At 68.4% G+C, this 16,689-nt stretch carries 16 protein-coding genes and 1 pseudogene; 6 read left to right on the top strand and 11 right to left on the bottom strand.

The genetic code is table 11. The features are described from left to right. Window positions 1-294: pseudogene (locus tag BT98_RS0119070) on the top strand (IS5/IS1182 family transposase); the annotation flags it as partial. Window positions 295-336: 42 nt separating this feature from the next. On the opposite strand, the gene BT98_RS28620 reads toward BT98_RS0119070, so the two are convergent. The 5 genes from BT98_RS28620 to BT98_RS0119050 all read right to left on the bottom strand — a co-directional run bounded on the left by BT98_RS28620 (window position 337) and on the right by BT98_RS0119050 (window position 5,360). Next, the gene (locus tag BT98_RS28620; RefSeq protein ID WP_081798668.1) at window positions 337-1,053 is read right to left on the bottom strand and encodes a CatB-related O-acetyltransferase; all 717 of its coding nucleotides are present in this window, start codon (window positions 1,051-1,053) and stop codon (window positions 337-339) included. A 76-nt stretch (window positions 1,054-1,129) separates the two neighbouring features. Then, a complete protein-coding gene (locus BT98_RS0119065) occupies window positions 1,130-2,569 on the bottom strand; it encodes a hypothetical protein (RefSeq protein WP_019460883.1) in 1,440 nt (479 codons plus the stop codon). Between the two features lie 63 nt (window positions 2,570-2,632). After that, window positions 2,633-3,385, bottom strand: coding sequence for a glycosyltransferase family protein (locus BT98_RS0119060; protein WP_019460884.1), 753 nt, complete (start codon window positions 3,383-3,385; stop codon window positions 2,633-2,635). Next, window positions 3,382-4,980, bottom strand: coding sequence for a hypothetical protein (locus BT98_RS0119055; protein ID WP_019460885.1), 1,599 nt, complete (start codon window positions 4,978-4,980; stop codon window positions 3,382-3,384). Before BT98_RS0119055 ends, BT98_RS0119060 begins: the two co-directional genes overlap by 4 nt. Beyond that, window positions 4,977-5,360: an HAD hydrolase family protein gene (locus tag BT98_RS0119050; RefSeq protein ID WP_019460886.1), complete on the bottom strand. Its 384-nt coding sequence runs from the start codon at window positions 5,358-5,360 to the stop codon at window positions 4,977-4,979. The genes BT98_RS0119055 and BT98_RS0119050 overlap by 4 nt, the downstream gene beginning before the upstream one ends. 301 nt (window positions 5,361-5,661) lie before the next feature. Between BT98_RS0119050 and BT98_RS0119045 the strand changes: the two genes are divergently transcribed. Continuing rightward, window positions 5,662-6,237, top strand: a complete 576-nt coding sequence (locus BT98_RS0119045; protein WP_019460887.1) for a tyrosine phosphatase family protein — start codon at window positions 5,662-5,664, stop codon at window positions 6,235-6,237. A gap of 47 nt (window positions 6,238-6,284) precedes the next feature. Here the strand turns inward: BT98_RS0119045 and BT98_RS0119040 are convergent, their stop codons facing one another. Genes BT98_RS0119040 through BT98_RS0119030 form a run of 3 tightly spaced genes read right to left on the bottom strand, consistent with a single transcriptional unit; the run spans window position 6,285 to window position 9,027 of the window. Further along, the gene (locus tag BT98_RS0119040) at window positions 6,285-7,310 is read right to left on the bottom strand and encodes an ABC transporter substrate-binding protein (RefSeq protein WP_019460888.1); all 1,026 of its coding nucleotides are present in this window, start codon (window positions 7,308-7,310) and stop codon (window positions 6,285-6,287) included. Between the two features lie 51 nt (window positions 7,311-7,361). Then, a complete protein-coding gene (locus tag BT98_RS0119035) occupies window positions 7,362-8,243 on the bottom strand; it encodes an ABC transporter permease (RefSeq protein WP_019460889.1) in 882 nt (293 codons plus the stop codon). A 10-nt stretch (window positions 8,244-8,253) separates the two neighbouring features. Continuing rightward, complete coding sequence (locus BT98_RS0119030; protein ID WP_019460890.1) at window positions 8,254-9,027, bottom strand: ABC transporter ATP-binding protein; 774 nt, start codon at window positions 9,025-9,027, stop codon at window positions 8,254-8,256. Window positions 9,028-9,162: 135 nt separating this feature from the next. Here BT98_RS0119030 and BT98_RS0119025 point away from each other — a divergent pair, with 135 nt between their 5' ends. Genes BT98_RS0119025 through BT98_RS0119015 form a run of 3 tightly spaced genes read left to right on the top strand, consistent with a single transcriptional unit; the run spans window position 9,163 to window position 12,492 of the window. Continuing rightward, window positions 9,163-9,828, top strand: coding sequence for a response regulator transcription factor (locus tag BT98_RS0119025; RefSeq protein ID WP_019460891.1), 666 nt, complete (start codon window positions 9,163-9,165; stop codon window positions 9,826-9,828). Continuing rightward, window positions 9,825-11,300 carry a sensor histidine kinase gene (locus BT98_RS25110; RefSeq protein WP_019460892.1) on the top strand — a complete coding sequence of 492 codons (1,476 nt, stop codon included), beginning with the start codon at window positions 9,825-9,827 and terminating at the stop codon, window positions 11,298-11,300. The genes BT98_RS0119025 and BT98_RS25110 overlap by 4 nt, the downstream gene beginning before the upstream one ends. 58 nt (window positions 11,301-11,358) lie before the next feature. After that, window positions 11,359-12,492: an aminotransferase class V-fold PLP-dependent enzyme gene (locus tag BT98_RS0119015; RefSeq protein WP_019460893.1), complete on the top strand. Its 1,134-nt coding sequence runs from the start codon at window positions 11,359-11,361 to the stop codon at window positions 12,490-12,492. A 408-nt stretch (window positions 12,493-12,900) separates the two neighbouring features. Here the strand turns inward: BT98_RS0119015 and BT98_RS0119010 are convergent, their stop codons facing one another. Beyond that, complete coding sequence (locus BT98_RS0119010) at window positions 12,901-14,118, bottom strand: low temperature requirement protein A (RefSeq protein ID WP_019460894.1); 1,218 nt, start codon at window positions 14,116-14,118, stop codon at window positions 12,901-12,903. 113 nt (window positions 14,119-14,231) lie between these two features. Next, window positions 14,232-15,092 (bottom strand): LysR family transcriptional regulator, encoded by an 861-nt coding sequence (locus BT98_RS0119005; protein ID WP_019460895.1) that lies wholly within the window; start codon window positions 15,090-15,092, stop codon window positions 14,232-14,234. Window positions 15,093-15,189: 97 nt separating this feature from the next. On the opposite strand from BT98_RS0119005, the gene BT98_RS0119000 reads away from it, so the two are divergent. Next, window positions 15,190-16,251 carry a bile acid:sodium symporter family protein gene (locus BT98_RS0119000; RefSeq protein ID WP_051004791.1) on the top strand — a complete coding sequence of 354 codons (1,062 nt, stop codon included), beginning with the start codon at window positions 15,190-15,192 and terminating at the stop codon, window positions 16,249-16,251. A 175-nt stretch (window positions 16,252-16,426) separates the two neighbouring features. On the opposite strand, the gene BT98_RS0118995 is transcribed toward BT98_RS0119000, so the two are convergent. After that, the coding region (locus BT98_RS0118995) for an integrase core domain-containing protein (RefSeq protein ID WP_027297403.1) at window positions 16,427-16,689 on the bottom strand (263 nt) is incomplete at its 5' end.

Raw genomic sequence — 16,689 nt, 5'->3', positions numbered from 1 at the left:
AGGGTGCTCATCAGCGGCACCAGCCGCGGCCTCACGCCCCGCCTGCGCCGGCTGCTCCGCCGCCGCAGCGCCATCGAGCCCGAGATCGGCCACATGAAGGCCGACGGCCGCCTCGCCCGCTGCGCCCTCAAGGGCACCATCGGTGATGCCCTCCACGCCGTCCTCTGCGGCTGCGGCCACAACATCCGCAAGATCCTCGCCCACCTCAGGGCCCTTTTGACGGCTCTCCTCGCCGCTCTTCGCGGAGCCATCCAGCCGGCAGACCGTCGCCCGCTCGCCGCCTCGGCAGCCTGAAGCAGTTATTCAAACCCGACTAGTTAAGCCCCTTTTTTATCACTAAGCTATCAGCCGCACTTCATCCCATAGGTGCAGCTTGGGAGGGGAAAAAGAATCGAGCTGAGACCCTCCCATTTTTTCGTACCATTCGACAAATTTCTCTGGACCAGCTTTAGGTGCTTCCGACAGTTGGCTTGGTGAATGACGCCACCAGCGGGTCGCCATAAGCCTATCTGAAAGCTCCGTGCTGAAGCGTTGCCTTATCAACTTTGCCGGATTCCCACCCACGATTGAATAGGGTGGGATGCTTTTTACCACTGATGAAGCGCGAGCAATAACGGACCCATCACCAATCTTGATGCCAGGGTTTATAAAGCAGTTGGCGCCTATCCAGACATCGTTTCCAATCTCGGGTGGAATTTTGTAAGTATTGGGGATCTTATCTTTCGTGAAATCAAATCCTAGATCGCGTGCAGCAGCAGCGGAGAAGCTAACCTTTCTGTCGTAAAAAGCTGAACTGGTGCTCAGGGCTTCTATTGGATGGCGTGCTGCTGTCGTTTGTAATCCGCCAGCAATTGAACAGTATCTCCCTATTGGGGTTTTTAAAGTTAATGGAGAGTGGCTGTAACTGAAGGAGCCAATACTGCTCAGTACCTCACCTCTGAATATTCCTACGTAAGGCTCTATCAGGCAATTTTTTTCGAATTTGATGGCCGTCCCAACCGTCCATCGACATTCCTCGCTAACAGCGTGCGTATAAACTTTATAATCTCGCATGAGTTCCTGAAACTTGAGATTAACTCGGATAGTGATGATGTCAGCTGTTTCGCTAAGAATTATTTTTTATCCCACATTAGGCCGTTGACTTTGAAATTTCCTGCTGAAGTAACGTCCGGACTTGATGTAGTTCCCATATTTTTGGTTCAAACGATGTGGCGCGTTGGAAGAGTGCCTTAAGGCGTTCTATATCTATAAGAATTTCGAGATTTGGTAACGCTAGTAATTTAGGCAAGGCTGGCGGATGGCGCTTGTAGGTCAACATGGCGAGCACTTCAGCGGCAGCACGCAGCTTCATTGTATCACCAGTAGCTAGCCCTTCATCGGCAATGCGTACCGCCTCTGCGAGTAGCGCATTATCCGGATCGCGCCCCTGCGCCAGCTCGTTCAGTTTCGCCGGATCGGGAAAAACTTGACCCACCGCCTCTGCCCCTGCGCCGAACACGGCCCGCAGCATCACGGTGTGCGGGGTCAGCCCCGCGCTATCTATGGGCTCGTGGCTTGTGGAGAGATGGCCGATCATGGCCTTGGCGGCGGAGGCACCGAGCAGCAGGCGCAACGCCTCGGCCACCTTGGCCGGGTCCGGCTCTTGCGCAGCCCCTTCCAGAATCGCGGGATGCGCGGAAAGGGCCTGGGCCATCGCCGCGTTGCCCACCTTCACCTTGGGGCCGATCAGGGCGAGGCCGTCACGCGGCGCCATGTCCACCTGTCCGTTGAGCAGGGCAAGCGGCAGGTCGCGGGGCAGCTTCGCCTCATCGAAGGGCGCGCTGTAGAGAATGCGGTAATGGGTGTTGGTCAGCACCCAGGCCCGGGCGAAGATCGGCCAGAGGGCGGCAAGGGCCTCCCGGTCGATCGTCTTTGGGTCCATCTTCGTCAGGCTGCGGGCCAGCAACCCGGCGTCGAGGTGCCGCATCCATTGGTCGGTCACCGGGTCCACGCCGCGTAGGGCACTGTGATACCACTCCACCTCGGCGACCGGACCGCTGCCCACCCAGGCAGCGTCGGTGTTGTCGCACACCGTCATGCGCGACAGATCCTCCCGCAAGCCGACGAAGGTGAAGTCGGAATGGGAGAGGACCCAGTTGGTGACGATGTTGGTGGCCGAGACCTGGCGGCGATAGGCACCGGCCTCAGGCTCATCCGCGATGGTCTCCCGCCGCTGATTGGCGTGCAGCACCACACGCTCAATCAGATGCGCGCACTTATCGGTGCGAACCTTGGCGACGATGGAGCCCGGCTCGACCAGTTGCAGTCCAGCGGCCAACTGCCGCTTCTGGAACCAGCACACACCTGGGCCTGGGATGACCGGCAGATCGCTCAGAACCACCTGGAACCCGGCGCGCCGCAGGGCCGTCAGCACCTCGGGCGAGGCGATCAGATCATCCTTCCAGGAGGATAGGATCAACTGATCGATTCGGCCCTGTTCCCGAAGGTTCAGGAGCCGCGTCATGATGATGCCGAACTCGAAGGGGTCGCGAAGCTGCCCGGTGCAGATGACGCTGACTTTCACGCCCATCCGGGGTTCCTTTTCTGGTGTCTTTTCATGCGGTGGGACGGCCCGGATGGCGCGGTGGTGCGATCACAGGCCCGGAAAAGTCAGGCGCAACGCCGTCGTGTCCGCGAGCAGCGCCTCGTATTCCGCCGGTGTCCCGCTGAAGAAAATCTCCTCCATCGGGATGGTCCCATAACGTACCTCGTGTCCGGCCCCGATCAGGTGCCGGTACATCGGCGCCACATAGAGTTCGTTGGTCGAGGGCGCCGCCAGTTCCCGCGCATAGGCGTCGCGGAACAGGGTGGCCGACCCGAAATGATACAGGCCCGAGCAGCAGAAGGGCGCGATTCGGCGCTTCTCCACCACCTCGGCGGCCACGCCTTCCGGCGGGTTGGCCGGGTCGGTGGGGCGGACGAAGGACCAGTGGTCGCCTTCCCCCAGGAAGCATTCCAGCCAGCCCGCCGTGCCGTCGAAGCTCGCCTTGCGCACGCCGGGCCGGATGGTATCGATGTTGAAGATGGTGACCGGTTCCCCGTTCTGCACTTCCGCGCCGTCGAGGCCGAGTTGCACGGTCTCCGCCTGCCCCCGCGTGGGTTCCGGCAGGGCGACCATCCGCAGGTTCCGGATGCCGATCGCCTCGGCCCGGGCGCGCACGAATTCCGCGACGCCCGGCCGGTCGAGATGGATCAGCAGGAAGGTCTCGCTCTCGAACATTTCGCTGAAGCCGAGCAGGGACCAGTCCAGCAGCGGCCGCCCGGCCAGCGGCAGCATCCATTTCGGCCGGTCGTAGCCGGCCTTGGTGAATCGGCTGCTGAGGCCGGCCATGGGGAAGACGATCATGCGGGCGTCTCCAACCCGGCATAGAGGCGCAGCGCATTGGCCAGGAAGGCGCGCTGGCGGTCGGGCCGGTCGGCATGCAGGGGGAGCATCGAGAGGAAGAGATGCACGGTCAGCGCCCGCGTGCCCGCATCGCTGGTGCGGCGGCCAAGCAGGTCCATCTCCGCCGCGATGTCGGGCAGGAAGCCGGCGGCCCCTTCGCGCGACAGGTGCAGGGTCAGGTCATAGGGCTCCGGCTGCTCCACCTGGTAGCGGCCGGTGAGGATCAGGTCATAGCCCTCGACCGAATGGTTCAGCTTGGCGAGGTCGTAGCGCAGGTCGCCGAAGACCGTGTGCTCCCCGTCGCGGACGGAACCGCGCGGATCGATCACCTTGATCTGCTGCTGCCGGAAATCGAAGAAGGTGTTGGGGAAGCACAGGTCCCCGTGCATGACGCCGGGCAGGGGGTCGGTGGCGGCGGCGATGGCGGCGGTCTCGTCCGCGATGCGGCGGAGCGAGGGGAGGCGCCGCCCGCCCGAGCGCCATTCGGTGTCGAGGTCGATGCGGCTGGCGCGGGCCCATTGCTCCAGCCGCGCGGCGGTCTTGTCGAGGGCCAGGACGCGCAGCGCGTCGGGCGGCAGGTGCGCGGGGGCGGCCTCGGCGCCGAGCTGCCGGGCGGTGCGCAGGAAGTCGAAGCAGCCTTCCATGATGCGCGCCCAGCTCGCCTGTTCCAGCCGCCCGAAGACGAAGAGCTCGTGCAGCGTCGGGCTGAACTCATAGCCGATGCGGTAGCCATTGCCCTCGCGCCCCAGGAAGGGCGGGGCATGCAGGCGCAGCGGCGGGGGGATGTTCTCGAACCAGTCGGCCTCGGCGGAAAGCTTGTCGCTCTTCTCGCCGGTCTTGAGTACGGAGCGGCCGGCGACGGCGATGGCGTTGAAGGCGCGGGCCGTGCTGACCTTGGCGCGGGAGCGGTAGAAGGTCTGCAGGTGGCCGAAGTCCAGCCAGCCGTCCAGCAGGCGGAAGGTCAGCGGGTGGCGGGCGTTGTAGAGAGCCAGGGCGCGCAGGAAGTCGCCCCGCGCCTCGGCCAGGGCACGGCCCAGGGCCGGGGCGGAGGAGAGGGCGAACCAGCCGCTGAGGACCTGGTCCTGCCGGGCGGCGGTGCCGGGGCGGCGGCTGACGAAGCTGCCGTGCAGCCCGCCGCTGAGGACGCCCCAGCTGTAGGAATCGGCGCTGGTGGCCACGCCGACCTCGTCCAGCGTGTCCGGCAGGGCTTCGAGGAAGAGCGTGTCGCCGTGCAGGATGCGCACCGGGCCGCGGGCGTCCGAGAGGGTCAGGGCATAGGCGATGCTTTCGCCAAGGCTGAGCCCGTCCGGGATGAAGAGGAGTTCCACGCCGGCGGCCAGGAGCTGGGCCTGGTCCCAGTCCTCCGGCTCGAAGCTCTGCGGCAGGGTCAGCACCACGCGCTCGCCCAGGCGGCGCAGGCTGGCGATCTGCGGGGTGAAGAGGCGGTTGTGCCCGAAGGGCAGGAAGCAGGGCGGCAACTGGCCGAATTCGGCGCCGATCTCGGCGTTCACATAGGCGGCCGAGGTGATCAGGGCGAGCGGGGCGTCGTGGCTCATGCCGCGTTCCGGCCGAGATGGAGGAGGGCCGCAATCTCCTCGTGGCTCATGCGGACGAACTCGTCGGGGCGCAGGGCCTTGTCGTCCACATGGAAGCCGTCATGCCCGCACCACGGCTTGCCGACATGGATCTCGTCATAGGGGATGTCGTGGCGGCGCAGCCAGTCGGTGATGACGGGCAGGGTGTGGACGTTGATCAGCCCGACATTGCCCTGGTGGGTGCGCATGTTGCGCGCGGTGCAGACGACGATCTCGAAGCCCTGCGCCTTGTATTCCCGCAGCTTCTCCACCACCGCGAGGTTGGGGCGCTTGCTGGGATAGTCGAGTTGGGGGTCGTCGATGGTCAGCGTGCCGTCGAGATCGATCACCAAGCGCTTCATCCGGTTCCCGCCAATCTCCGTGCCGCCCGTTGGAGACAGCCAGGGCTGTGATCTCCGCACGGGATTAACGGCATCTTAAAGGGTGCCTAGGGATCACTCAACCCATTCGTGATGCGTCACAAGTTTCAGCAACCCTGAATGTTTATATCTCTTTTTGGATCAACTCCGGTTGCTGGCACGAAATCCCGCCTGCAAACACCCGGATCAAGGTCTGCGCCGCCCTCACCGCGAGAAGGGGCGCGTGCGCAACCGCGCCGTCTGTGGAGTGGCAAGCGGCCTGCCCCGGCGCTAAGCCAGGGACATGGACCCCATCGCACCTTTCGGCATCGGAATCTGTGGCATCGAGGAGCTGGACGGCCATTGCGAGGCCGGGGTGAGCCACGTGCTCTCCATCCTCGACCCGGAATGGCCTGTCCCGGAGAGCTTCGGCCGCTTCGGCGAGCACCGGAAGCTGGAGCTGCGCTTCCACGACGTGATCGAGGAGATGCCGGGCATGGTCCGGCCGGAGCGGGAGCATGTGGAGCAGATCCTGGCCTTCGGCGCCGGCCTGCTGGCGGAGCCGGGCGGGCGGCTGCTGGTGCATTGCCATGCCGGCATCTCGCGTTCGACCGCGGCCATGGCGCTGATCCTGGCGCAGGCCCGGCCGGACCTGCCGGCGGAGGCGATCTACGAGGAGATCCTGCGCATCCGGCCCAAGGCCTGGCCCAATCTGCGCATCGTGGAATGGGGCGATGCCCTGTTGCGCCGGGGCGGCACGATGATCGGTGCCGCCGCCGGCCTGTACCGCCGCCAGCTCGTGGCCTTCCCGCGGGTCAGGACCCTGATGGCCGAGGGCGGGCGGGCGCGGGAGGTCGCGGCGGCGGACGCCGCGGCCTGAGGACATCCCGGGCCGGATGCCATGCGGCGGGCCTCACGAACCCGGCCTCATGAACCGGGGCGCTCGTGCAGCTCCGGCATGAACAGGTCCTGCCACTTCGCCGGCTTGTTGCGGATGGTGCCCACGGCGCCCATGAAGTTCGCGTATTCCATCAGCCCGTGCGGCGTCGTGTCGAACTTGGTGTCGGGCTCCTTCAGCATGGCCACCACCGCCTCGTCCGTGCTGCCGGTCGGGGAGACGCGGTTGAAGATGCCTGCCGCCTTCACCGGATCGGAGACGATCATCTTGTTGGCCTCATCCTGGGCCGCGAGGAAGGCCGCCATGATCTTCGGGTTGTTGTTGACGAACTGGCGCGGGGCGAAGGTCACGTCCAGCGTGGCATTGCCCAGAACCTCGCTGGCCGCGATCACCCGGTGGATGCGGGGGTCCTCCAGCTCGCGGCTCGAATAGGGCGGCGAGGCGAAATGCGCCGCGATCTCGGTCTTGCCGCTCATCAGCGCGGTGAAGGCCTCGGGATGCGGCAGGCCGACCGTCATCGGGTCGAGCTTCGCGTAGTTCGCCTGGCCGAACTGCTTGGCCACCAGCATCTGCAGCACCACGGCCGCGAGCGAGGTCTTGATGCCGGGCAGGGCAATCTTGTCGCCCGGCGTGAAGTCCGCGAGCGAGCGGATGTTCGGCCGGTTGGTGTTGAGCGACAGGGTGCAGGTGCTCATGCCGCTGACGCCGATGATCTCGGAGCGGGGGATGCCCCGGGCCCGCGACCAGAGGGTGATGAAGCCCGGCGCGCCGGTGCCTGCGATGTCGAGGGAGCCCGCCAGCATCGCGTCGTTGATGACGTTGCCGCCATCGAGCATCTGCCAGGAGACGTCGATGGGGCCGAGGCCCGCCGCATCGGCGTGCTTCTCCAGCAGCTTCTGGTCGCGCATCACGATGAGCGGCAGGTACAGGATGCCGTAGCCGTGGGAAAGGCGGAGCTTGCCGGCCTCCGCATGGGCGCGGCGGATCAGCAGGGCGGGGGTGGCCAGCGCCGCGGAAAGGGCGGCACCGGCGGTGAGGATCTGGCGACGTTGCATGGGACGCTCCCGTTCTGTCTTATCGTTGGACGAGGTTCGTACGACGGCCGGTCAGTGCTGCATGCCCCAGCGGCGGATCGTGCGCTTCTCGATGTTGGCGAAGATGAAGCTCTCCACGAAGAGGCCGATCAGGATCACGAAGAACAGCCCGGCGAAGACATTGGCCGTCTCCAGCTGGTTGCGGTTCTCGAAGATGAACCAGCCGAGGCCGCCGGAGCCGGAGGAGACACCGAAGACCAGCTCCGCCGCGATCAGCGTGCGCCAGGCAAAGGCCCAGCCGACCTTGAGGCCGGTGAGGATCGAGGGGAAGGCGGCGGGGATCAGGATGTCCTTCACCAGCCGCAGCCCGGTCAGCCCGTAGTTCTGCCCCACCATGCGCAGCGTCTTGGACACCGAGCGGAAGCCGGCATGGGTGTTCAGCGCGATGGCCCAGAGCACGGAATGCACCAGCACGAAGATCACGCTGCCCGATCCCAGGCCGAACCAGATCAGCGCCAGCGGCAGCAGCGCGATGGCCGGCAGCGGGTTGAACATGGCCGTCAGGGTTTCCAGCAGGTCCGTGCCGATGCGCGAGCCGATGGCGATGGTGGTCAGCACGGCTGCCAGGGCGATGCCGATGGCGTAGCCGACGACCAGCGTGCGCAGCGAGATCAGCGTGCGGGCGGGGATGATGCCGTTGGCGAGGTTCTCGAACAGCGCCTGCACCGTGGCGGTGAAGGGCGGGAAGAGCAGCGGGTTGTCGAGCCAGCGCCCATAGGCCTCCCAGACCAGGGCCAGGACGAGGAGGATCAGCGCCTTGCGCAGCGCGCCGATGCGGTAGACGGATTCCCAGGCGGAGATCGGCTTGTTGATCTCGCCGATCCCGCTGCGGGACGGCTCGCGGACGATCTCGGGGCGCGCGACCAGGGGGCCGCCATTCACGGTGATGCTCATGAGTCGTTCCTCAGTGCACGAAGAGCATGTCGTTGATGCGCGTCTCCAGCTCCGCCGCGGCGGCGGTGCCCAGCAGCTCGGGCGGGACGCTGTTCAGCTCCGCCTTCACCTGCCCGGGATGCGGCGAGAGCAGCAGGATGCGCGTGCCGACGCGGATGGCTTCCTCGATGGAATGGGTGACGAAGAGCACGGTGAAGCGCGTGTCGTCCCACAGGCGCAGCAGCTCCTCCTGCATCCGGCGCCGGGTCAGGGCGTCGAGCGCGGCGAAGGGCTCGTCCATCAGCAGCACGTCCGGCTCCATCGCCATGCCGCGGGCGATCGCCACGCGCTGCTTCATGCCGCCGGACAGCATGTGCGGGAAGCTGTCGGCGAACTTCGCCAGGCCGACCTTCTCGATATAGCTGTCGGCGCGGTCGCGCGCCTCGGCGCCCCTGGCGCGGCCGCTGGCGGTGAGGGCGAACATCACGTTCTCCCGCACAGTCTTCCAGGGCAGCAGCTGGTCGAACTCCTGGAAGACCATCATGCGGTCCGGGCCGGGATGGCGCACCTCGCGCCCCTTGAGCCGGATCTCGCCTTCGGAGGGGGTGAGATAGCCGCCGATCGCCTTCAGCAGCGTGGACTTGCCGCAGCCTGAAGGGCCGAGCAGGATGTAGCGGTCGGAGGGATAGACATCGAAGCCGACGCGGTGCGTGGCGGTGACGACGGAATCCTCCGTCTTGTACTGCAACGTGACATCCTGCACCGACAGCAGCGGCACGGACGCATCCGGGGCGGCAGCATCCATTTGCGGACCCTCTCTTCCCTGTTTCCCCGGTCCTCTCACGGGCCGGGCTTGCGCCCTGGATATCTCCGCAATCTGTTGCCAAACTGACGGGCGCGCAAAAATCGTTGCTGCGTTGCGATATGACAGTGCGGTGCGATGCGGATCCTGTTGGTCGAGGACACGGCGGATGTGGGCGAGGGCATCCAGGCCCGTCTGCAGCGGATGGGGCACGAGGTGGACTGGGAGCGCGACGGCGAGGGGGCCGCGGCGCGCATGGACGTGCAGCCCTACGATCTCTTCATCCTCGATGTGATGCTGCCGCCGCCGGACGGGCTGGCGCTGCTGCGCCATGCGCGCGAGCGGCGGCTGGCGACACCGGTGCTGATGCTGACGGCGCGTTCCGGCGTGGCGGACCGGGTCGGGGCGCTGGACCTCGGTGCCGACGACTACCTGGTGAAGCCCTTCGACTTCCTGGAGCTAGAGGCGCGCGTCCGCGCCCTGCTGCGGCGGGGCAGCGGCAGCGCCACCAACGCGCTGCGCTTCGGCGACATCGCCATCGACCTGTCCGGCCGCATCGCGAGCGTGGAGGGCGAGCCGCTGGACCTCACGCGGCGGGAGCTGGCGCTGCTGGAGATCCTCGTGGCGCGGGGCGGCCGCATCGTCGGCAAGGAGCAGATCGTGGAACGGCTCTTCGGGCTGGACGGCGCCGCCGGGGCCAATGCGGTGGAGCAGTATGTCGCCCGGCTGCGCCGCAAGATCGCCGCCTCCCGCGCCGAGATCCGCACGCTGCGCGGCCTCGGCTACCAGCTCGTGCCGCGATGAGCGCGGTGCGTTCCCTGCATGCGCGGGTGGCGGTGCTGCTGATGCTCGTGCTAGGCTCGGTCGGCGCCTGCTTCGCGGTGGCGGGCTGGTACTATGCCTGGGTGACGGCCGGCAGCGCCCATGACACGCTGCTGCGCTATGGCGCCTCGCAGATCGCCGAGAACACCTACCAGCAGGGCGTCATGGTGGCGGTGGAGCCGCCGATCTCCGTCCTGGCCTCGCTCTCCGCCATGGACCGCGTCGCCTACAAGGTGGTGGACCCGCGCGGCGTCGTGGTGGCGGGGTCGCCGGACCTCGCGCTCGGCCCGATGACGCCGCGGGAACAGGCGCTGCTGCGCCAGGGCCGCGTGCTGGTGGAGGACGGGGCCTGGCGCGGGGAGCCCGTGCGCATCGCGGTCACCACGCGGCGGCTGGGCGAGGGCTGGGCCCTGGTGGCGGTGGCGCAGACGCTGCACGCGCGCACGGCGCTGGCGCGCGACATCGCGGGCAAGGCCATCCTGGGCGTGCTGCTGCTGACCGGCCTGGCGCTGCTGGCGACGCTGCTGGCCATCAAGCACGTGCTGGCGCCGCTGGAACGGGTGCAGGATGCGCTGCGCGAGCGCGACCCGCGCGACCTGAGCCCGCTGGCGGTGGCGGCGCCGCCAGAGATCGCCGCGCTGGTCGGCGCCATCGACGGCTTCATGGTGCGGCTGGACCGGCGGATCGGCATGATGCAGCGCATGATCGGCGATGCCGCGCACCAGCTCCGCACGCCGCTCGCGGGGTTGGCGTCGCAGGTCGATCTCCTGTCGGTGGAAGGCGATCCCGCGCGCCGGGCCACCCAGCTCCGGCGCATCGCCGCCCGCACGGAACAGCTCGGCCGGCTGGTGGGGCAATTGTTCAATCATGCCATGGTGACGCACCGGCCCGATGTGGTGCCGCCGGAGCCGGTGGACCTCGTGGCGCTGGCGCGGAGAATCCTGCTGGACCTGCCGGTGGACGGCGGTGGCGCCGCGGCGCCGGTGCTGTCGCTGGATGCGCCCGGGGAGCCGGTGGTCGTCCCGGGCGATTCGATCAGCCTGCGGGAGGCCGTGGCGAACCTGGTGAACAACGCCCTCCAGCATGGCGCGGCCTCGCGGCTGGAGGTGCGGATCTTCCGCCAGGACGGGGATGCCGTGCTGGAGGTGGTGGATGACGGGCCGGGCATTCCGCCCGCCCTCTGGGCCCGGGTGCGGGAGCCCTTCCATCCGCGCGGCGAGGGGCGCGGTGGCGCCGGGCTCGGCCTTGCCATCGCCGACGAGGTGGTGCGCGCCCATGGCGGCAGCCTGCGTTTCCGCAGCGACTCGGTCGACGGTTTCGCGGTGATCCTGACCCTGCCCGGGATCGGTGCCCACCCCGCGCCCGGACAGAGGCCCGCGACGGGAAGCGAGCCGGGGAGCCTCGCCGAGACGGCCTGGGAGGAGAGCGCGGCGGCCCTGCCCGGACGGCGCTGAGGCCCGGTGGGCGGCCGGTCTGGACAGGCGGGGTCCGCCGTTCTTCCCTGGCCGGGCCATGATCCCGACCCCGCCCCTGTCCAGCCAGCGCGCCCTCTTCGAGATCCCCGAAGGGATCGCCTATCTCGACGCCGCCGCCTATTCGCCGCTGCCGCGTTCGGTGCGGGCGGCGGGCGAGGCCGGGGTGGCCGGCAAGAGCCATCCCTGGACGGTGCCGCGCAGCGAGGCCGCGCGCTGGGGCCTGCGTGCCCGTGCCGCGGCGGCGCGGCTGGTTGGCGCGGCGCCCGGCGACATCGCCATCACCGGCTCCGTCAGCCACGGGATCGCCACGGCGGCGCTGAACCTGGAACCGCCCCCGGGCTCGCGCGTGCTGCGCGTGCAGGACGAGTTCCCCTCCCTCTGCCTGCCCTGGGACCGGCTGGCGCGGCAGCGCGGGCTGGTGGTGGACACCGTGCCACGCCCGGCGGATGGCGACTGGACCACCGCGCTGCTGGAGGCGATCGACCGCCCCGGCGCGGCACCCCTGGGCGTCGCCACGCTGACGCCGTTGCACTGGTGCGACGGCACGCCGATCGACCTGGACCGGGTGATCCCGGCGGTCCGGCGGCAGGGCGGGGCGGTGGTGGTGGACGCCACCCAGGCGGTGGGCGTGCTGCCGGTGGATGCCGGGCGTTGGCGGCCGGATTTCCTGGCCTTCCCCACCTATAAATGGGTGTTGGGCCCCTACAGCCTGGCCTTTCTCTATGCCGCGCCGGAGCGCCAGTCCGGCCTGCCGCTGGAGGAGAACGGCTTCAACATGCCGGGGGGCCATCCCGCGCCGGGTGCCGCGCGCTACGACCGGGGCGAGCGCGACGACCCGGTGGCGCTGCCCATGGCGGCGACCGGGATGGAACTGGTGGAATCCTGGGGCGTGGCGGCGGTGGAGGCACGGCTGCGTGGGCTGACCGACCGGCTGGCGGAGCGGCTGGAGGCGATGGGCCTCGCCTGTCCGCCGCGCCACCGCCGCTCGCCGCATATCCTGGGCCTGCGCTTGCCGGGCGGGCTGCCGGCCCATCTGGTCCCGGCCCTGGCGGAACGGGGCGCCTTCGCCAGCGACCGGCTCGGCGTGCTGCGGATCAGCGCGCATGTCTGGGTGGAGGAAGCGGATATCGACCGCTTCGCTGCCGTTCTGGGCGAGGTTCTGGGCCGGTAGCCGTCGGCTCTCGCCGGGAGTGGCGCGCGGCGGCCCGGTCCCTGGCGCCCGGATTGGGGGCAAGGCTCCGCCTTCCCCCCAAACCCCCCATCCGCCAGGACACTGCGTGCCCTGGACCCATTTTCGTTGGTGCCCGCTGATGCCGGATCACGCCGGGAAGCGATGCTTCCCGGCGGCTGCGGGCGTTGCCAGCGCGGACAAGGTGTCTTTCTTCTTCCGGGCGCCCTGCTGATCCCACTCGCTCCCCGGGATCGGACCGCAGGCTGGCGGCAACCACGAAGAGCCAGCGAAAGGCGGGGTCCGGGGATATACCATATCCCCGGCGGTGGAGGGATCCGGGGGCAGGCGGAGCCTCCCCCAGGGGATCGCCATAAGCGCGGCGCCAGAGGTCAGGCGTCGCTCTCCGTATCAATGCGACATCCCGGCCAGCCTTGCTTCCGGGTTGGGGCGCAGGATGCGGCTTTCCCAGAAGCCCACGGCCAGCATCACCAGGGTGGTCAGGGCGCCGATCATCAGCAGGTCCGTGGTGAAGGCGAAGGGCACCATCAGGGCGAGCACGGCGAGGCCACCGAGATGCGACGACGGCCAGATGCCATAGACCACGCGCTTGTAGAAGCCGGAGCCGAAGAGGTAGAGCGCCGGCCCGCCGATCAGCGTGGCCGCCGCTGCCACGGTCATGCGCCCATCGGGATGGGCGATGACGAGGTCGTTGCCGACGGCCGTGACGATGATCCCGGCGAGCAGGATGGCGTGGATGTAGTGGAACAGGGCGCCGATCCGGCCGGGATCGGGGGAATGGGTGATCACCGTGCTGCCGTCGCGGCTGCTGGTGCCGAAATAGACCCACCACATGGCGAGGCTGCCGAAGAAGGCGGACAGGAAGGCGATCAGGGTGGGTGGGTCCCAGGCTCCCTCGTCGGCCAGGGTGGCACCGGTGACCAGCACCGTCTCGCCCAGGGCGACGATGACGAAGAGCTGGCAGCGCTCGGCGAGATGGCCGCCCTCGATGGTCCAGTCCCGCGTCCGGGAGCGCCCCAGCCCCGGCAGGGCGAAGCCGAACATGGGCGAGACATATTCGCAGAGGACGGCCAGGACCCAGAGCAGGTGCCGCCAGGGCGCCGGGGCCAGCCCGCCGAGGATCCAGAACACCGCCGCGATGCAGACCCAGCCCAGCATCCGCCGGTAGTTGGCGGCCAGGGGATGCCCGGCGGGAAGCTGGCAGGCGATGAAGCCCGTGCGTCCCACCTGCATGGCGGCATAGGCCAGGGCGAAGACGAGGCCACGGTCGCCGAAGGCCTGGGGCAGGGCGGCCGCCATCACCAGCCCGGCCAGCATGGTGCCGAAGAGCAGCCCACGGATCGGCGGCGTCTCCGGGTTGAACCAGTTCGTGACCCAGCAGGTGTACTGCCAGCCCAGCCAGACCGCGAACCAGAGGATCAGCGCCTCCACCGCCCCGGCCATGCCGAGATGGTGCAGCAACCCGTGCGAGACCTGGGTGACGGCGAAGACATAGACGAGGTCGAAGAAGAGTTCCTCGAAGGTGACGCGGGCATGGTGGCCGTCGCGCCGCCGCAGCAGGGGATGGTGGGCCTGGCCGCCCGTCCCCGCCTTGCCGGTTTCCGTCATGGAGTATGTCCCGTGATGTCCGGTGCCGATTCTGCCCCGAGGCGCCGGCACCGCCTACCGGTGGAATCGCGATGGGCGTGGCCTGGGGCGCCGCCCCGTGCGCCGGGCGGGGATCAGCCGGCGGGCTGCAGGTGGGTGGCGTTCAGGAGGATGACATCGGCCAGGGCCGCGGCGGCGCCGTGCAGCCTTTCGCCACGGCCTGTCACGACGAACTCCACCTCATCCAGTTCCGGCCCCGGGATCTCCACCAGCGCGCCACCCAGCAGCAGCCGCGACTGCGCGGTGACGCCGAGTCCGGCTAGGACGGCGGCGGTCAGCCCGCTCAGGCTGCCGGAGGAGCAGGACATGCGCCAGCGCCGCCCGGCGCGTTCCAGCGCCTCGAGCGCCAGGGCGCGGGTGATGGAGCGGTTGGGATAGGCGACCAGGGGCAGGGGCGCCGAAGGGTCCAGGACGGTGCCGGCGGTGCCGATCCAGGCCAGCCGCTCCCGCCAGACCGGCCGGCCGCGCCGCTCGCCGGGGCGGCGCTTGGCGCAGATCAGGTCGAGTTCCCCGGCATCCAGCCGGTCGTAGAGCAGGGCGCTGAGCCCCACGGTCAGGTCGAGGTCCACCGCCGGGTTGGAGCGCACGAACTCGCGCAGGATCTCCGGCAGGCGGGAGGAGACGAGGTCCTCCGAGGTGCCGAAGCGCAGGCGCCCGCGCAGCTCCGTGCCGGCGAAGAAGGCGGCGGCGCGGGCATGGGCCTCCAGGATGGTGGTGGCGAAGCCCCGCATCGCTTCGCCATCGGTGGTGAGGGTGACGGAATGCGTGTCGCGCAGCAGCAGGGGCCGCCCGGCCTGTTCCTCCAGCCGGCGGATATGCTGGCTGACGGTGGACTGGCTCAGCCCCAGGCGCTGCCCGGCGGCGGTGAAGTGCCGGGTTTCCGCGACGGCCAGGAAGGTGCGCAGCAGCAGCGGGTCGAAGGATGACTGGATCATTGGATTCGGCAATGACTGTTAATTCTGTCATTTTTGGCGCGAATGGGCAAAGGAAGCCCCGATACTCGAAGTCATTCCTGTGACAGGGGCGTTTCCCGTGGCCGCAAACCCATCCAGCGCCGCTCCGCCGGCCAGGCGTTCGATCCTGGCCCGCCTGCGGATCGATCCCTATATCCTCCTGATCATCGGCATGGTGGTGCTGGCCAGCATCCTGCCTGCCCGGGGGGAGGCGGCGGAGGTGGTGGACTATGCCACCAACTTCGCCATCGCCCTGCTGTTCTTCCTCTACGGCGCCCGCCTGTCGCGGGAGGCCGTGATGGCCGGCGTGACGAACTGGAAGCTGCAGCTGGTGGTCTTCCTCTCGACCTACCTGCTCTTCCCGATCCTGGCCATCGGCCTGAGCTATGCCATGCGCCCGGCGCTGGGCGAGATGCTGGCGCTGGGCATCGTCTTCGTCGGCGTGCTGCCTTCCACCGTGCAGTCCTCCATCGCCTTCACCTCGATCGCGCGCGGCAACGTGCCTGCGGCGCTCTGCGCGGCCTCGGTCTCGAACCTCGTCGGCATCGTGCTGACGCCGCTGCTGGTCGGCGTGCTGATGACCACGAACGGCGAGAGCGGCATCTCCTTCGGGGCGATCCGCGGCATCATGCTGCAACTGCTGCTACCCTTCGTGCTGGGCCAGCTGGTGCGCCGCTGGCTGATGCCGGTGCTGAACCGGCACAAGCAGCTGGTGGGCTATGTGGACCGCTCCTCGATCCTCTTTGTCGTCTATGGCGCCTTCAGCGAGGGCGTGGTGAACGGGTTGTGGCACCAGGTGGACGTGATGAGCATCGTGGTCCTGCTGCTGGCCAATGCCGCGCTGCTGGCGGTGGTGATGCTGCTGCTGCACTGGTACACCCGCGCCGCCGGCTTTTCGCGCGAGGACCGGATCACGATCCTCTTCTGCGGCTCCAAGAAGAGCCTCGCCAGCGGCATCCCGATGGCGAGCCTGCTGTTCAGCGGGCAGGCGGTGAGCATGATCGTGCTGCCGATCATGCTGTTCCACCAGATCCAGCTCATGGTCTGCGCCACGCTCGCCACCCGCTGGGGGCGAGAGGCGGCCGAGGCCGAACGTGCCGCCGCCGCCCCGGCGCCGGCCGTGGCATCGCAGCGCGCCTGATCGCGCAGGGCCGCCCGGAGGAACCCGGGCGGCTCCCTGGCGGCGCCGCGCGGCAAGGGCTGCGCGCCGTTCAGGCCGGCGGAGCCGGGTAGCGCAGGCCGGCCAGCCCTGTCTCCAACTGCCGCGACAGCATGGGCGTGTACCGCCCGCGGTTGGTGAGACACCGTGATTGAGCCTACGCGGCGAGTGCCGCGGATGAAAGCTGTTCTGCGCGGATGGTGCTGGGTGAGTTGAAGCCGTGCCGCTCGATCAGCCAGGTGGTGTTGTAGGCTTGGCGGAAGTCGAGCAGCGCCCGGCGCAGGTCCTCAACGGTGCTGAAGGTCCGCACCCAGAGGAGGTTCTCCTTCAGGGTTCGGATGAAGCGCTCTGCGCAGCCATTGCCTTCGGGCGCACGCACGAAGGCCGGTGAGCTCTCGATGCCGAGGAAGGCGAGTTCCT

Origin of the sequence: Roseomonas mucosa ATCC BAA-692, assembly GCF_000622225.1 — a bacterium.
Taxonomy (GTDB): domain Bacteria; phylum Pseudomonadota; class Alphaproteobacteria; order Acetobacterales; family Acetobacteraceae; genus Roseomonas; species Roseomonas mucosa.
The sequence above is the reverse complement of the archived record's forward strand: the minus strand, read 5'-3'. Positions and strand labels throughout refer to the sequence as shown.

What these genes read in the sequence shown, in the direction of transcription:
- BT98_RS28620 (WP_081798668.1), bottom strand. Translation starts at nt 1,053, where the DNA reads ATGCGAGATTATAAAGTTTATACGCACGCTGTTAGCGAGGAATGTCGA.
- BT98_RS0119065 (WP_019460883.1), bottom strand. Translation starts at nt 2,569, where the DNA reads ATGGGCGTGAAAGTCAGCGTCATCTGCACCGGGCAGCTTCGCGACCCC.
- BT98_RS0119060 (WP_019460884.1), bottom strand. Translation starts at nt 3,385, where the DNA reads ATGATCGTCTTCCCCATGGCCGGCCTCAGCAGCCGATTCACCAAGGCC.
- BT98_RS0119055 (WP_019460885.1), bottom strand. Translation starts at nt 4,980, where the DNA reads ATGAGCCACGACGCCCCGCTCGCCCTGATCACCTCGGCCGCCTATGTG.
- BT98_RS0119050 (WP_019460886.1), bottom strand. Translation starts at nt 5,360, where the DNA reads ATGAAGCGCTTGGTGATCGATCTCGACGGCACGCTGACCATCGACGAC.
- BT98_RS0119045 (WP_019460887.1), top strand. Translation starts at nt 5,662, where the DNA reads ATGGACCCCATCGCACCTTTCGGCATCGGAATCTGTGGCATCGAGGAG.
- BT98_RS0119040 (WP_019460888.1), bottom strand. Translation starts at nt 7,310, where the DNA reads ATGCAACGTCGCCAGATCCTCACCGCCGGTGCCGCCCTTTCCGCGGCG.
- BT98_RS0119035 (WP_019460889.1), bottom strand. Translation starts at nt 8,243, where the DNA reads ATGAGCATCACCGTGAATGGCGGCCCCCTGGTCGCGCGCCCCGAGATC.
- BT98_RS0119030 (WP_019460890.1), bottom strand. Translation starts at nt 9,027, where the DNA reads ATGGATGCTGCCGCCCCGGATGCGTCCGTGCCGCTGCTGTCGGTGCAG.
- BT98_RS0119025 (WP_019460891.1), top strand. Translation starts at nt 9,163, where the DNA reads ATGCGGATCCTGTTGGTCGAGGACACGGCGGATGTGGGCGAGGGCATC.
- BT98_RS25110 (WP_019460892.1), top strand. Translation starts at nt 9,825, where the DNA reads ATGAGCGCGGTGCGTTCCCTGCATGCGCGGGTGGCGGTGCTGCTGATG.
- BT98_RS0119015 (WP_019460893.1), top strand. Translation starts at nt 11,359, where the DNA reads ATGATCCCGACCCCGCCCCTGTCCAGCCAGCGCGCCCTCTTCGAGATC.
- BT98_RS0119010 (WP_019460894.1), bottom strand. Translation starts at nt 14,118, where the DNA reads ATGACGGAAACCGGCAAGGCGGGGACGGGCGGCCAGGCCCACCATCCC.
- BT98_RS0119005 (WP_019460895.1), bottom strand. Translation starts at nt 15,092, where the DNA reads ATGATCCAGTCATCCTTCGACCCGCTGCTGCTGCGCACCTTCCTGGCC.